The organism is Actinomadura sp. 6N118 (assembly GCF_044326415.1).
Taxonomy (GTDB): Bacteria; Actinomycetota; Actinomycetes; order Streptosporangiales; family Streptosporangiaceae; genus Spirillospora.
Genome location: NZ_JBIRAZ010000010.1, coordinates 177,288 through 190,873, shown reverse-complemented (window position 1 = coordinate 190,873; position 13,586 = coordinate 177,288). Strand labels below are relative to the sequence as shown.

Here is a 13,586-nt window from a genome sequence, read left to right as displayed (position 1 = left end):
CAGCCGTCAGGGGATGAGCAGGGTCTTGCCGATGACCGCGCGGCCCTCGATCGCGGCATGCGCCTCGGTGGCCCGTTCGAGCGGGAAGGTCTGGCCGATCAGCGGCCTGAGACGGCCCGCCGCGGCCTCCTCCAGCACCGGCGCGGCGGCCCGCTTACGCTCGCCGAGCCCCATCTGCATGTCGCCGATGCCCTGCACGGTCACCTGCCGCCGCACCGCCTCCTCCGGATCGATCACGCTGAACCCACCGGTGGGAGAGCCGTGCGCCGACATCCATCCGCCGGACGCGACGGCGTCGAAGGCCGCCTTGCCGATCTCGCCGCCGACCCCGTCGAGGACGACCCGGGCACCCGCGCCGCCGGTCGCGTCCCGCACGTGCTCGGCCCAGTCGGGCTCGGAGTAGTCCACGACGATGTCGGCGCCGAGCCCGCGCGCGAGACAGAGCTTGCGCTGCTCGCGCGCGGCGGCGATGACCGTGGCACCCCTGGCGCGCGCCAGCTGGATCAGCAGGACTCCCGCGCCGCCGGTGGCCCCGACGACGAGCACCCGGTCCCGCGGCTTGATCTCCGCTCGTTCGAACAGCCCGTACGCGCTGACGCCGTCGTGCACCAGCGCGGCGGCCTCCCGCAGCCCGAGGTCGCCGGGCACCGGGACGAGCCCGCAGGCGGCGACCACCACCTGTTCGGCATAGCCGCCGTGCCCTTCAAGGTCGCCGGTATAGGCGATGATGCCGCGGCCGATCCAGGCCGGGTCGACGCCCTCGCCCACCGAGACCACCTCGCCGGACACGGCGCCGCCGGGCACGTACGGGGGTTTGACCCCGAAGAACTCCTGGGCCCGGCCCGAGCGGATCTGAGTGTCCACGAACAACGTGTCCGCGGCCGTCACCTTCACGACGGCCTCGCCGGCGCCCGCCTCCAGGTCCGGTACCTCGCGCGGCACCAGAACCTCCGGCCCGCCGAACTCCTCGACCTCGATCACCAGCACACCGACCACGCTCCTTTGCGTCATTCAGTTCGCTACGTTCCGGCTCGGCCTCACCGACCTTGACAGCAAGTCTGAAACATCAAGCTATGTTGAAGTCAAGTCGCGCGAACGTGGCCCATCCCACTCACGCGAACGCTTTTCGAAAAGGCCCTCTCGCGATAAGAACGGTCCAATTTCGGTCAGGGGCATACTCGGTATGGCATACGCCGAATGCTCTGTTGTAGGGTCCTTGATCACTACATTTCTGAGAACGTTCGCGACGCCGTATCGGGGGCCCTAGCAATGCCCATCTGGGGGATGGTGCTGTCCGCGTTGGCGGAGATCCGTACCAGCAAGGTCCGGGTCACCCTCTCCGTGCTGTGCGTCTCCGCGCTCGTGGCCGTGGTCACGCTCGCGATCGCGCTCGGCGGCCTCGCCCAGCAGTCGCTGGTCCAGGTCTTCGAACAGCAGGTCGGGCGGCCGGTGACGCTCACCATGGAGGGCCCGCCGTCCAGTCAGGGCATGTCCACGATGTCCGACGAGACGATCGCCCGGATCGAGTCCGACCTGCGCCGCTACCGGGTCGTCGGCAGCGCGCTCCGGACCAGCCAGCAGATCTCCTACCGCCAGGTCCTGCCGGGCGGCACGCGTCCCATCAAGGGGAACGAGGACCAAGGCGGCCAGCTCAGCACGATCGGCGCCGATCCCAAGCTCGACCGGATCCGCCGGTTCCAGCTCGCCTCCGGACGCTGGCTCGCTCCGGTCGACAGCCAGCGGTTCGAGCCGCAGCTGGTGGTCACCAAGAAGTTCGCCGACCAGCTCGGACCAGATCCGTTCGGCGCGGTCATCGAGATCGCGGCGCCCCGGAAGTGGGTCCGGGCGCGGGTCGTCGGGGTGCTGTCCGGTGGGACGCCCTGGTCGCCCACCGAGATCTTCATGCCGTACCGGGCGATGGTGCGCTGGGAGCTCGGTGTGGAGAGCACGACGTACGTCGTCCGGGTGCCCAAGGGGCAGGCGAACGAGGTCAAGGACCGGCTCAAGCTCGACGCGGCCAAGTCCTGGGGCCTCGGAGACATCATGATCCAGCGGGACGAGGGCGACACCGGCTTCATCAGCGGCACGATGGGCAAGGTGCTGGTCGGGTCGGCCGTGTTCCTGCTGCTCCTCGGCTCTCTTCCGGTCCTGGTGCTGGGACTGATGGCGGTCCGGCAACGCCGCAGCGAGCTCGGCGTCCAGCGATGTTTCGGCGCCACCGGCTCGGACCTGTTCCTGACCGTGCAGCTCGAAGCACTGATCGTGTCGTGCGCGGGCGGACTGCTCGGCATCGGCTCGGTGTACGCGATCAGCGGGCCGCTCTTCGACTTCCTGTCCAACCGCGGGCCGTTCGCCGAGGCCGACCTGAGCGCGACCTTCCCGTGGCGGGCGGCGCTGCTCGGCATGGGCGTCGCGGTCTGCGTCGGCCTCTTCACCGGGCTCATCCCGGCGCTGCGCGCGATGCGGCGTTCGGTCATCCAGGCGATCCGCAGTTAAGGGCGATCCGCAGATAGGGGAGACGACGACTTATGCCTCGATGGGCGAACCGCCTGGCCAAGGGCGGCATCATCGCGGTCGTTCTGGCGGCCGTCGGCGGGACGGGCTGGCTCGCAGGCAACGGCGGCGCCAGTCCCGAGACACCGCCCGACTCGTTGCCGGCGGCCGACCTGTCTCCCAAGGAGATCGGCGTCAAGGAGGGATCGATCGTCAGCCGGCTCACCGTCAACGCGACGATCAAGGCAGATCCGGCGATCCCGGTGCGGTCTACCAAGGCCGGCACGGTCACCGCCGTGCACCGCAAGAACGGCCAGCGCGCCGGCAAGGGCCAGAGCCTCCTGACCATCAAGCTGCCCGGCGCCGAGCCGGACGGCGATTCCGGCTCCAAGAAGAAGCCCAAGGCCAAATACCTCGCGGTCGTCGCGCCGGTCGCCGGGAAGGTGACCGGCCTGAGCGCGGTCGTAGGCCAGGAGGTCACTCCGGCCGAACCGGTCGCCCAGCTCGACCGCGGACGCTTCCAGGCGGTGGCGGCCATCGACTCCAAGGACGTCTACAAGCTCTACAACCGGCCAGAGTCGATCCGGATGGCGATCGACCACGGTCCGGCGCCGTTCAACTGCCGCCTGCTCTCGTACGGCGCGGGGGCCGCGGGCACGCCGCCCAAGGGTGGAGACGATGGCCCGCCGGAAGGCGGCGGTGACCCGAACGAAGGCGGTGGCGGCGGAGGCGACGCCGTCGAGGTGACCTGCCGCATCCCGAGCAGCCAGCGGGTCTTCGCCGGCATCCGCGGCAAGATGGCCATCACCACCGACTCGGTGCGCGACGCGGTGGTGATCCCGCTGTCCGCGGTGCTCGGCGAGAACGACAAGGGCCGCGTCACCGTGGTCGGGCCCGGCGGCAAGCGCGAGGTGCGCAAGGTCAAACTCGGGATCAACGACGGCAAGCAGGTCGAGGTCGTGGACGGCCTGCGCGCGGGCGAGAAGATCCTGGACCGCGCGCCCGCCGACGACGCCTTCGACGTGCCGCAGCCGGCGGACGGTGGACCGGACGGCGGACCGTCACCGGGCGACGAGATGCCGGGTGGCGAATGAACCCCGAACACGGTCCGCTGGGCGTGCGGCAACCTCCGCCGCTCGCTGACGACGTCCGGGTCGCGGGCCCGCCACCGCAGGCTGTGGAGGCGGAGCCGGTTCTTGAGGTCACCGGTGTCACGAAGCGGTTCAAGCTGCGCCGCCGCAAGGAGCCGCTCACCGTCCTGGACGACGTCTCGCTGACCGTGCGCCCGGGCGCGACGGTCGCGATCGTCGGTCTGTCGGGCGCGGGGAAGTCGACGCTGCTGAACGTTCTCGGCCTGCTGGAACGGCCCGACACCGGGACCGTGCGCATGTACGGCAAGGAGACCACGACCATGCGGGAACGGGATCGGGCCCAGCTGCGCGGCGAGGCCATCGGCTTCGTGTTCCAGCAGCTCAACCTGTTGCAGCGGCGCAGTGCCCGCCAGCAGGTCGCGGCCCCGTTGCTCTACGCGGGCGGCGAGCGGTTGCGGCGGCGGCACGATCTGGCCGACGAGGCGCTGCGCCGCGTCGGCCTGGGTGAACGGCTGCACGCCAACCAGTCGAGCCTGTCGGGCGGCGAGCAGCAGCGAGTGGCGATCGCCCGGGCGCTGATCCGCGAGCCCCGGCTGATCCTGGCCGACGAGCCCACCGGCGCCTTGGACCCGGTGACCGCCGGGCAGGTGATGGACCTGCTGTTCACGCGTGCCCGCGAGGAGGACCGCGCCCTCGTCCTCGTCACCCACGACCACGCCCTCGCCCGGCGGGCCGACGCCGTCTACGTCCTCGACAAGGGCCGGCTCACCGAAGGCCCGCCGTCATGATTCCTTAGTCGTTCCGCGATGAAGAACGGCCGTTACGGAGCGCGGCACGGACGGCGACCAGGGCCGGACGGGTCAGGCTCTCCTCCCGTACGGCCGTGAAGATCCGGCGGACCACCGGCTGCCCGGCGATGGGGAGGACGGCCACCGCGGGATCCCGTTCCGGCCTGGCCAGCTCGGGCAAGAGCGTGACGGCCTGCCGGGCGGAGACCAGCGCGAGCAGGGCCAGCACGTCGCACGTCTGATGGCGGCGGTCGGGTGTGAACCCGCCGTGTTCCCGGCAGACCTCGATGATCAACCGCCCGTGGCTCTCGGTGGGTGCCCCACCCGCCCACACCTCGGACTCCAGCTCGCGGATCCGTACGGGCGCACCGCCCGCCACCCGATGGTCGCGCGGCACGACCAGCTTGACGTGCTCGACGTGGAGCTCCTCGAACGCGAAACCGGCGGGCCGGTGGCGTGGCACCGCCTCGTACTCGTCACAGATCGCCAGGTCGCAACCGCGCCGTTCGAGCGCCTCCAGGGCCTCGTCGGGCTCGGACATCACGGTCTCGATCCGCAGCCCGGGATGGCGTGCCGCCAGGTCGGCGAGCGCGGGAGCGAGCAGGAAGGCGGCCGTCTGGAACGCCACGATCCGCACGACGCCGCTGACCGCGCCCGCGGTGGCCGCCACCTCGGCCTCGGCCAGCTCGACGCGGGCCAGCAGCACGTCGGCATGACGGGCGAGGACGTGTGCGGCCTCGGTGAGCCGGAGCCGCCGCCCGTCCCGTTCGAAGAGCGTGACGCCGACCTCGCGCTGGAGTTCGGAGAGCTGATGGGACACCGTCGAGGGGCTGTAGGAGAGCGCGCCGGCGACGGCGGCGATCGTGCCCCGGCTTCGAAGTTCGTTGAGCAGCCGGAGCCGCTGCAGGTCCATCATGCTTCGAAATCTTCCACGGATATCGCTCGAAAACATCCGATAGACCCGACGGGTTGCTCCGGGTGACGATCGGCTCAGGACATCCCTACGGGAGGAGTGGGCAGATGGACCCACGCGCCGAGCTGCTGATCCGCTACACCGGCGGCGAGTTCTGGCCGGACCTGATCGAGAGCGCCTCCGGTTCGTGGCTGCGGACCACCGACGGGCGCCGGATCCTCGACTTCACCTCCGGACAGATCTGCGCCACGATCGGGCACAACCATCCGCGCATCGTGGCGGCGATCGAACAGTCGCTGAACGACGTCGTGCACCTCAACTCGACGATGTTGTCGCCGCCGGTCCTCGACCTGGCCGAGGGACTGCTCGCCACCCTTCCCGATGGCCTTGACCGGGCCATGTTCCTGAGCACCGGCGGCGAGGCCAACGAGGCGGCCATACGCATGGCCAAGCTGGCGACGGGCGGCTTCGAGGTCCTGGCACTCGGGCGCAGCTGGCACGGGATGACCGCGATGAGCCAGGCGCTGACGTTCTCCGCCGGGCGCCGCGGTCACGGCCCCACCCAGCCGGGGATCTTCGCGCTGCCCGCGCCCTACTCCTACCGCTGTCCCATCAAGCACTGCTCCGACACCTGTGACACCACCTGCCTGGAGGTCGGCTTCGAGCAGTACGACGAGCAGTCTGTGGGGGCTCCGGCGGCCGTCATCGCCGAGCCCGTGCTCTCAGCTGGGGGCATCCTCGTACCGCCGCCCGGTTACTTCACCCGGCTCATGGAGTTGGCGCACGAACGCGGGCTGCTGTTCATCCTCGACGAGGCGCAGACCGGCTTCGGGCGGCTCGGTGCGATGTACGGCATGGAGCTGTTCGGGATCACCCCCGACTTCGTGACCCTCTCCAAGACCCTGGGCGGCGGCCTGCCGATCAGCGCGGTCGTCACGTCCGCCGAGATCAGCCGCACCGCGCAGGAACGGAATCTGCTCTACTACACCTCCCACCAGTCCGACCCGCTGCCCGCCGCGGCCGCGCTCGCCGTGCTCCAGGTCGTTCAGGAGGAAGACCTGTCCGCCAGGGCCCGCGAGCGGGGCGAACGTTTCAGCGGGCACCTGCGCGAGATGGCGGAACGCCACGAGACGATCGGCGAGGTCCGCGGCCACGGCCTGCTGTGGGGCGTCGAGCTGGTAACCGACCGTGCGACCAAGGAACCGGCCACCGAGCTCGGCGCGGCCGTGACGCGGGCCTGCGAGCAGGCCGGGCTCTGCATGAACATCGTCCGCAGCCCCGCCGGCGCGGGCATGAGCGCCTGCCTGCGCATCGCCCCGCCGCTCACGGTCACCGAAGACGAGATCGACACGGCCGCCGAGATCCTCGACGAGGCCCTGACCAAGTCCGCCTCGGCGACCGGAGAACGCGCACCGACCTGAGAACGCGCAGCGGCCGGAGAACGCGCACCGGCCTGAGAACGTCTCGGTCGGTTTCACGCGGCGGCGATGCGCAGTCCCAGCACAACGGCACCGACGAGGGCCAGGACGACGGCGGGGGCGAGTGCGTAGTCGCGGGCCCGCAGGTGGGTGATGACCGCACCGGCGAAGTAGAGGATCACGCCGATCGCGGCGGCGATCCCGATCAGCGGCACGGCCAGCCCGGCCAGCAGGCCGACCGCACCCGCGAGCTTCAGGAGGGCGAGCCGGAGGAACCACGCCTCCGGAACGCCCATCCTGATGAGGTCCCCGGTCACTTGTTCCTGGCGGGTGAAGAGCATCATGGCCGAGATCGAGAGAACGATCGCGAGCAGGACACCAGTGATCGAGTAAGCGATGAACATGAGGACTCCTAGACCCGTTCGGTCGTTGTTGTCGCGCTTCCAACCTGCGGCAACCGCAGGGGCCTAGGGAGGCCGGGCTCAGACTGGCCCTGGCAGGGCCACGATCCGGAACCGGGCGAGCAGGTACATTGCGCCTGTGACCGAGAACGAGCTGGGGAACTTCCTCCGACTCCGCCGGGAGGCCGTCAAGCCCGCCGAGGTCGGGCTGCCCGAGGGCACGCGTCGTCGCACGCCCGGCCTGCGCAGGTCGGAGCTGAGCACGCTCGCCGGCATCAGCGTCGAGTACCTCACACGTCTGGAGCAGGGCCGCGACCGCCATCCGTCCGCGCAGGTGCTCGCCGCGCTCGCCGACGCGCTGCGGCTCGGCTCGGAGGAGCGGGTCCACCTCCGCCACCTGGCCAAGGCGAGCGGTAGCGGGCTCGGGGCGCTCTGCCCAGGGGCGCTCACCCCGCCTACCCGGTCCGTGCGGCCCAGCGTGCGGATGTTGCTCGAACGGCTTGAGCCCGCGCCCGCCGTGTTGCTGAACCGGCTGGGTGACGTGCTCGCCTACACGACCGGCTACGAACGGCTTGCCGGGCCCATCGGCCTGCTCGACGCCGAACGGCCCAACATCCTGCTGTACGCGTTCACCGACAGCCGGGCGCGCGCCGCCTACCCGGATTGGGCACGGCTCGCGGACGAGCTCGTCACCGACCTCCGGTACCGGTCCGACTGCACCGACCCGCACGTCATGGGATTCGTTGAAGAGTTGATGATCCTCGGTGGCCCCTCGTTCAGCGACCGGCTGGCGGTGCCCATCGAGCCGCCGAAGCCCCTGGGGGTCGAACGCCTGGTTCATCCCGAGACGGGGGAGCTGCGGCTGTCCCGCGAGGTCCTCGAACTGGCCGAGAGCGATGCCCAGCGGCTGATCGTCCACCTGCCCGCCGACGACGCCACGTCCGCTGAGCTCGACCGCCTCACCGGCCGCCAGCCAGGCGCGTTGCGCGTCGTCACGGCCTGAGCGAGCGGGCACTCCGCCTAGCCAGCGGGCAGCCCGCCTGAGCCAGTGGCCCGGCCTGAGCGGGCGGGCATCCCGCCTGAGCCAGCGGGCATCGCCTGATCGAGAAAACGTCGAAGAGGCCGGTACCCAGGTGGGCACCGGCCTCCAGAGGCGGCGGTCAGGACGCGAGGGCGGGCTCGCGGCGGTCGGCCGCCTCCGCCTCCTGCGGGCGGCGGGACCGGAGGGCGCCGACACCGAAGAACGCCAGTGCGGCGGCGGCCCAGGCGAGCAGGACGGTGAGCGGGCCACCGGCGTTCGCGCCGTCGAAGAAGGCCACCGAGCGGAGCAGCGAGACCGCGGCGCCCGGGGGCAGCAGCTGGCCGATCATGCCCCACGGCTGGGGGAGCAGTTCCGGCGCCGAGGTGGCGGCCGACAGCGGGTTGCCCAGCAGGAGGAAGGTCAGCGCGCCGAGGCCGATGCCGGCCCGCCCGATCGCGGCGGCGATCCCGGCGACCGTGCCGGTGACGGCGAAGATGGTGAGCGCCATGACACCGGAGATCGCAAGGTAGGGGCCGGGAAGGATCGACAGCCAGCCCTGCGCGAGCCCGGCGGTGGCGAGGCCGCCGAGAACGGCGAAAGTGACCGCGCCGGCCAGCCGTCCCAACACCGACGGGATCAGGAACGTGAGCAGCACCGCGCCGGCGATCCCCGACATGACCAGCGGCAGCGCCATCGCGCCGAACCCGGCGCCGCGCGGGTCGTCGGCATCAGCGGCGACCACGTCCTGCACCGGCACCGTCTTGGTACCTGCCATTTGCTGGGCTACCTGGGTGAGCTGCTGCGAGACAAGCGGGCTCGCCGCAGAGGCCACGATGACGCGGGGTCCGGCCGGGGTGGTGACGATCGCGCCGTAGGCCTCGCGGTCGGCGAGCGCCTGCCGGGCCGCGGTCTCGTCGGCCCGCTCCTCGATGTCGAAGGCGCCGGGCTGCCGCTGCTCTAGTTGCTGGGCGACGGCGGCGGACTGTGGCCCGGCCACGACGAGGGGCACGTCCCGGGGTTTGGTCTGCGTCGCCGGCCAGGCGAACGCGATGACCATGGTCAGTTGCAACAGTGTGGCGGCGACCCCGATGAGGAGGGCGCGGGCCGTCGTCGAAGACTTCATGGTCACTCCAATTAAAATCGGATGTCCGTTCTCTTATGCCCAAAGCCTCACATGGACGGCGCTCTGTTGTCAAGAACGGACGTTCGTTTTTATATTGGACCCATGCCTCGAGTCACTGAAGAGCACCGTGAACGCCGCCGTCAGCAGATCCTCGACGCGGCGCAGAGCTGTTTCGCGCGCAAGGGTTTCCATGAGACCTCGCTGCAGGAGATCTTTCGGGAGTCGGGCCTCTCGGCCGGTGCGGTCTACGGTTATTTCCGCAGCAAGGACGAGCTCATCCAGGCCATCGCCGCCCGCAGCGAGCCGCACGTGGCGGCCCTACTCGAGGAGATCCTCGACGTCGGCGAACTGCCCCCGCTCGATGAGATCGTGGCGCGGTTCGCCACCGGCGTGATCGAACGGATGGGTCCGGGCGGCTCGGTCCAGATCGCGCCGCAGGGATGGGCGCTGGCCACGTACAACCCCGCCGTCCACGAGGCGATCGCCAGGCTTTTCGGCAACACGAGGATCTGGTGGCTCCGCGTCGCCGAACGCCTCCAGGGCGACGGCCGGCTCGCGCCGGACGCCGACCCGCACGCCGTCGCGGCCTTGCTGACAAGCATTATACCGGGGTTCATCGTGCAGCGACTGCTGCTCGGCGACGCGGACGCCGAGACGCTCCGCGTGGGCATGCGGACCCTGCTCTCCTGGGATCTGGACCGTCAGAAGCAGTCCGTACGGGAGAGGACGTGTGACGCTAGCACGACTGTGCTATGAAAAGGCCATGCCGAGAGTCGTGGATCCCGTTGAACGACGGCGCGAGCTGGCGGAGGCCGTGTGGCGGGTCATCCGCCGCGATGGCCTGGAGCAGGCGTCGGTACGGAACGTGGCGCGCGAGGCGGGCCTGTCGATGGGGTCGCTCCGCCACTACTTCGACAGCCAGAGCAAGCTGCTCGCGTTCGCCCTCAACATGGTCATCGAACGCATCGAGCAGCGGATCTCGGCTCTGGTCCCGCAAACCGACCCGCGGCTGCGCGCCGAGCAGGTGCTAGCGGAACTGCTCCCGATGGACGCCGAGCGTCAGGCCGAGAACGAGGTGTGGCTGGCCTTCACCGCGCGCGCCCAAGCCGACCCTGAGCTCCGCGCGCTCCGCGACCGCGGCTACGACGTCCTGCACGCGGGTTGCCGCAGGCTCGTCCAGGACCTGCTCGGTGCCGGGGCGTCCACAGCGGACATCGATCTCCAGGCCGAACGCCTGCACGCTCTCATCGACGGCCTGGCCGTTCACGCCGCCACGCGCCCGGACCGCAACGGCCCCGAGCGCATGGCGGCACTCGTGTCACGCCACCTCGACGACCTCGCCCAAGGCGCGTCCCAAAGTCAGCTGAGACAGGCCCGTGGCGTCGCGCAGTAGGGCAGTCGACTTTGAGACGCGCCCTAACGGTCGGCTGCGACCTGCCGGGCGAATTCGACGATCTCCGGCGGTGCCTTCTCGACCGACCCCGCGGCGAACGGCGGCTGCGGGTCGTACTCGGTGAAGAGCTGGATGAGCATCGCCCGCGCGTCGTCGAACAGGCGCGAGGTCAGCGTGAGCCCCATGTCGAGCCCGGCCGACACCCCCGCCGCCGTCATCACGTCGCCATCGATCACCACCCGGTCGGTGCTGACCACGGCGCCCAACTCCTCGAGCAGCTCCCGCGCGAGCCAATGCGTGGTGGCCGGCCGTCCGACCAGGATGCCCGCCTTGGCCAGCAGGGTCGATCCCGTGCACACCGAAGTGGTCCAGGTGGCGTTCGGATGCGCGGCCGTGAGCCAGTCCACGAGCGCATCGTTCTCCTCAAGCACCGCACGCCAGTAACCGCTGCCCGGCACCACGATGACGTCCGGCCGGGGCAGCTCATCGAACGTGCTGGCCGCGTTGAGCTCCAGCCCGGCGTCGGTCCGCACCAGCCCGCGCCGCGCGCCCACGAAGTGCGCGTTGATCTCCGGGTGCGAGGCCAGCATCTCGTACGGTCCCACGATGTCGAGGGCCGTCATCCGCTCGTACAGAACAAAGGCAACGTCCATGGCCCCAGCATGGGCCCGCCGCCGATGCGGCATCAATGACACGAATCCCACGTATCAGGACATCCACGTTTCGGGAGAGCATGGCCTCATGCGCGACGTGCTCATCGTCGTCTACGACGGCATCCAGATTCTCGACGCTGCCGGGCCGCTGGAGGTGCTCCACGGCGCGGGTTACCACGTACGCCTGGCCTCACCGGACGGGAAGGACGTGACAACGGCCTCGGGTGTGCGCCTTGGCGTGCACTGCGCCCTGGACGTCGAACCGCCCGACACCCTCCTCGTCGCAGGCGGCTGGACCTACCACTCGGCCGATCCGGTCCTGGTCGAGGGCATCCGCCATCTGGCCGCCGGGGCTCGCCGCGTCACCTCTGTCTGCACGGGCGCGTTCCTCCTGGCATCCGCGGGGCTCCTGGACGGACGCCGTGCCACCACCCACTGGGCGTTCGCCTCCGAGCTGGCCACAACCCATCCATCGGTCACGGTGGTGCCTGACGCGATCTTCGTGCGGGACGACCCGGTCGTGACGGCCGCCGGGGTCACCGCCGGTGTGGATCTCGCACTCGCCCTGGTCGAGGAGGACGAGGGCGCCGGCATGGCCCGCGAGATCGCGAAATGGCTGGTGGTCTTCCTCCAGCGGCCCGGCGGGCAGTCGCAGTTCAGCGTCCACAACCGCACTCCGCCGGTCCAGGACTCCGCGCTCCGGCGGCTCCTGGAGCACATCGCCGCCAACCCCGGCGCGGATCTCTCCGTCTCCGCTATGGCGGACTGGCTGTCCATGAGCCCGCGCCATTTCAGCCGGATGTTCACCGCGCAGGTGGGGTGCAGCCCTGGCCGCTACGTGGAACGAGCCCGGGTCGAAGCGGCCCGCCTGCTCCTGGAGAACGGCGACGAGTGCGTTGAGGTGGTGGCTCGCCTGAGCGGATTCGGCACTCCCGAAACGATGCGCCGCGCGTTCCTCCGCGAGCTGGGCGTCCCACCCAGCGCCTACCGGAGCCGCTTCCGCACCACCGCCAGGCAGGTTTGAACGGACGGATGATCAGGCGCTGCGGGACGTGCCATTGTCGGGCTCGATGCCGTGCTGGCGCAGGAGGGCGCGCAGCCGATCCACCTCGCCGTGCAGGCGTTCGTTCTCCTCGAAGACCTCCTCCAGCTCCGCCAGGATGTATTTGCGGCGGCGACCGCGGGAAGGTTGATCCTCGGCGCGGATGAGGTCCATCACCGTACGCACGACCGTGGCCCGGTCGATGCCCGTGTGCTTGTGCAGGATCTGTGCCGCGACCCCCTCTCCCTCGCGGAGGATCGCCAGCAGGATGTGCTCGGAGTCGACATGGTCGGAGCGCAGGCGCTTGGCCTCGCGCCGGGCGAGGTCCAGGACCTTCTTGGAACGCGGTGTCAGGCGGGGGTCGGTGTCGGCTGCGACGCCGTAGCCGATGATCTGTTCGATCGCGGTACGGATCTCCTCCGGCGTGAGGCTCAGCCGGTCGAGCGCCTCGCCGCCGACGCCGCCCGCGTCCAGCAGGCCGAGGAGCAGGTGTTCGGTGCCGACGTAGTTGTGGCCCATGGCCGTGGCGGCCGAGCGGGCGGCCAGCACCACGTTGTGGGCACGTTCGGTGAAGTGGGCGGGCTTCTTCGGCATGTCCGGCCTCCCGGAGGGACGGAGCCGCGCGGCGATCCACGCGGTGACAGCGGCTCGGCCGGTCGTCCCGGCCGCGATGGAGTCGATGAGGTCGCGGGCGTGGGCAGGACGCAGGTCGAGATCCAGACCGCGTTCGCTGAGGAACTGGAGGGTGGCGAGCAGCGCGACCTGCCGGTTGGCCCGGGCGAACGGATGGTGGCGGACGAGGGCCACCAGCAGCGCGGCGGCCTGCTCGTCGACCGGGAGATCCGGCTCTGCGGTCTCACTCAGGGCGGCCTCGCTCAGGGCGGTCTCGGCGGCCTCAAGGTCGACGAGTGCGAGAGCCTGCGCGGTGTCGAGGCCCAGAAGGCGGGCCGCGATGGCGACGAGGTCGGCGGGTGTCATTCAGGGTCCTGCAACATGCGCAGCGACGCCTCGTGGCGGGCGAGGTTGTCTTCGAGCAGGGCCTGGAAACGTTTGTCGGTACGCCGCTGATCGACCAGTGCGGCCACCGCCTCGCGGGCCACGTCCGACACTGTCCGTCCCTCGACCTCGGCGACCAGCCGCAGTCGCTCGGCGAGCTCGGGGTCGAGCCGCAACACCATGTTCTTGGTATCTCGTTCTCTAGACATCGTGATATCACGATAGCTCTCGATGGCCGGTGCGCACAAGCCCCT

15 protein-coding genes are annotated in these 13,586 nt (G+C 70.4%); 8 read left to right on the top strand and 7 right to left on the bottom strand.

The window, feature by feature from the left end; all coding sequences use genetic code 11:
• Positions 1-6: 6 nt before the first annotated feature.
• The gene (locus ACH34W_RS26310) at positions 7-996 is read right to left on the bottom strand and encodes a zinc-binding dehydrogenase (protein ID WP_395963733.1); all 990 of its coding nucleotides are present in this window, start codon (positions 994-996) and stop codon (positions 7-9) included.
• Between the two features lie 273 nt (positions 997-1,269).
• Between ACH34W_RS26310 and ACH34W_RS26305 the strand changes: the two genes are divergently transcribed.
• From ACH34W_RS26305 to ACH34W_RS26295, 3 genes are read left to right on the top strand one after another with little or no spacing between them, the layout of a single operon-like run.
• A complete protein-coding gene (locus tag ACH34W_RS26305) occupies positions 1,270-2,496 on the top strand; it encodes an ABC transporter permease (protein WP_395963731.1) in 1,227 nt (408 codons plus the stop codon).
• Between the two features lie 32 nt (positions 2,497-2,528).
• Complete coding sequence (locus tag ACH34W_RS26300; protein WP_395963730.1) at positions 2,529-3,587, top strand: efflux RND transporter periplasmic adaptor subunit; 1,059 nt, start codon at positions 2,529-2,531, stop codon at positions 3,585-3,587.
• A complete protein-coding gene (locus ACH34W_RS26295) occupies positions 3,584-4,372 on the top strand; it encodes an ABC transporter ATP-binding protein (RefSeq protein ID WP_395963729.1) in 789 nt (262 codons plus the stop codon). The genes ACH34W_RS26300 and ACH34W_RS26295 overlap by 4 nt, the downstream gene beginning before the upstream one ends.
• A 4-nt stretch (positions 4,373-4,376) precedes the next feature.
• Here ACH34W_RS26295 and ACH34W_RS26290 read toward each other — a convergent pair whose 3' ends face one another.
• Entirely contained in the window at positions 4,377-5,288 is a 912-nt protein-coding gene (locus tag ACH34W_RS26290; RefSeq protein ID WP_395963727.1) for a LysR family transcriptional regulator, read from the bottom strand.
• A gap of 104 nt (positions 5,289-5,392) precedes the next feature.
• On the opposite strand from ACH34W_RS26290, the gene ACH34W_RS26285 reads away from it, so the two are divergent.
• Complete coding sequence (locus tag ACH34W_RS26285; protein ID WP_395963725.1) at positions 5,393-6,706, top strand: aspartate aminotransferase family protein; 1,314 nt, start codon at positions 5,393-5,395, stop codon at positions 6,704-6,706.
• Positions 6,707-6,759: 53 nt separating this feature from the next.
• On the opposite strand, the gene ACH34W_RS26280 is transcribed toward ACH34W_RS26285, so the two are convergent.
• Complete coding sequence (locus tag ACH34W_RS26280) at positions 6,760-7,107, bottom strand: DoxX family protein (protein WP_395963724.1); 348 nt, start codon at positions 7,105-7,107, stop codon at positions 6,760-6,762.
• 136 nt (positions 7,108-7,243) lie between these two features.
• Here ACH34W_RS26280 and ACH34W_RS26275 point away from each other — a divergent pair, with 136 nt between their 5' ends.
• Complete coding sequence (locus ACH34W_RS26275) at positions 7,244-8,107, top strand: helix-turn-helix domain-containing protein (RefSeq protein ID WP_395963723.1); 864 nt, start codon at positions 7,244-7,246, stop codon at positions 8,105-8,107.
• 157 nt (positions 8,108-8,264) lie between these two features.
• On the opposite strand, the gene ACH34W_RS26270 is transcribed toward ACH34W_RS26275, so the two are convergent.
• On the bottom strand, positions 8,265-9,248 hold the full coding sequence (locus ACH34W_RS26270; RefSeq protein WP_395963721.1) for a hypothetical protein: 984 nt from the start codon (positions 9,246-9,248) through the stop codon (positions 8,265-8,267).
• A gap of 102 nt (positions 9,249-9,350) precedes the next feature.
• On the opposite strand from ACH34W_RS26270, the gene ACH34W_RS26265 reads away from it, so the two are divergent.
• Both ACH34W_RS26265 and ACH34W_RS26260 read left to right on the top strand, forming a co-directional pair.
• On the top strand, positions 9,351-10,004 hold the full coding sequence (locus tag ACH34W_RS26265; protein ID WP_395963720.1) for a TetR/AcrR family transcriptional regulator: 654 nt from the start codon (positions 9,351-9,353) through the stop codon (positions 10,002-10,004).
• 7 nt (positions 10,005-10,011) lie between these two features.
• Entirely contained in the window at positions 10,012-10,641 is a 630-nt protein-coding gene (locus ACH34W_RS26260) for a TetR/AcrR family transcriptional regulator (RefSeq protein ID WP_395963719.1), read from the top strand.
• 23 nt (positions 10,642-10,664) lie between these two features.
• Here the strand turns inward: ACH34W_RS26260 and ACH34W_RS26255 are convergent, their stop codons facing one another.
• Complete coding sequence (locus ACH34W_RS26255; protein ID WP_395963717.1) at positions 10,665-11,294, bottom strand: DJ-1/PfpI family protein; 630 nt, start codon at positions 11,292-11,294, stop codon at positions 10,665-10,667.
• A gap of 88 nt (positions 11,295-11,382) precedes the next feature.
• Between ACH34W_RS26255 and ACH34W_RS26250 the strand changes: the two genes are divergently transcribed.
• A complete protein-coding gene (locus ACH34W_RS26250) occupies positions 11,383-12,318 on the top strand; it encodes a GlxA family transcriptional regulator (protein ID WP_395963716.1) in 936 nt (311 codons plus the stop codon).
• Between the two features lie 12 nt (positions 12,319-12,330).
• Here the strand turns inward: ACH34W_RS26250 and ACH34W_RS26245 are convergent, their stop codons facing one another.
• Both ACH34W_RS26245 and ACH34W_RS26240 read right to left on the bottom strand, forming a co-directional pair.
• Positions 12,331-13,314 carry a Clp protease N-terminal domain-containing protein gene (locus tag ACH34W_RS26245; protein ID WP_395963714.1) on the bottom strand — a complete coding sequence of 328 codons (984 nt, stop codon included), beginning with the start codon at positions 13,312-13,314 and terminating at the stop codon, positions 12,331-12,333.
• Positions 13,311-13,541: a ribbon-helix-helix protein, CopG family gene (locus ACH34W_RS26240; RefSeq protein ID WP_395963712.1), complete on the bottom strand. Its 231-nt coding sequence runs from the start codon at positions 13,539-13,541 to the stop codon at positions 13,311-13,313. The genes ACH34W_RS26245 and ACH34W_RS26240 overlap by 4 nt, the downstream gene beginning before the upstream one ends.
• Positions 13,542-13,586 lie beyond the last annotated feature (45 nt).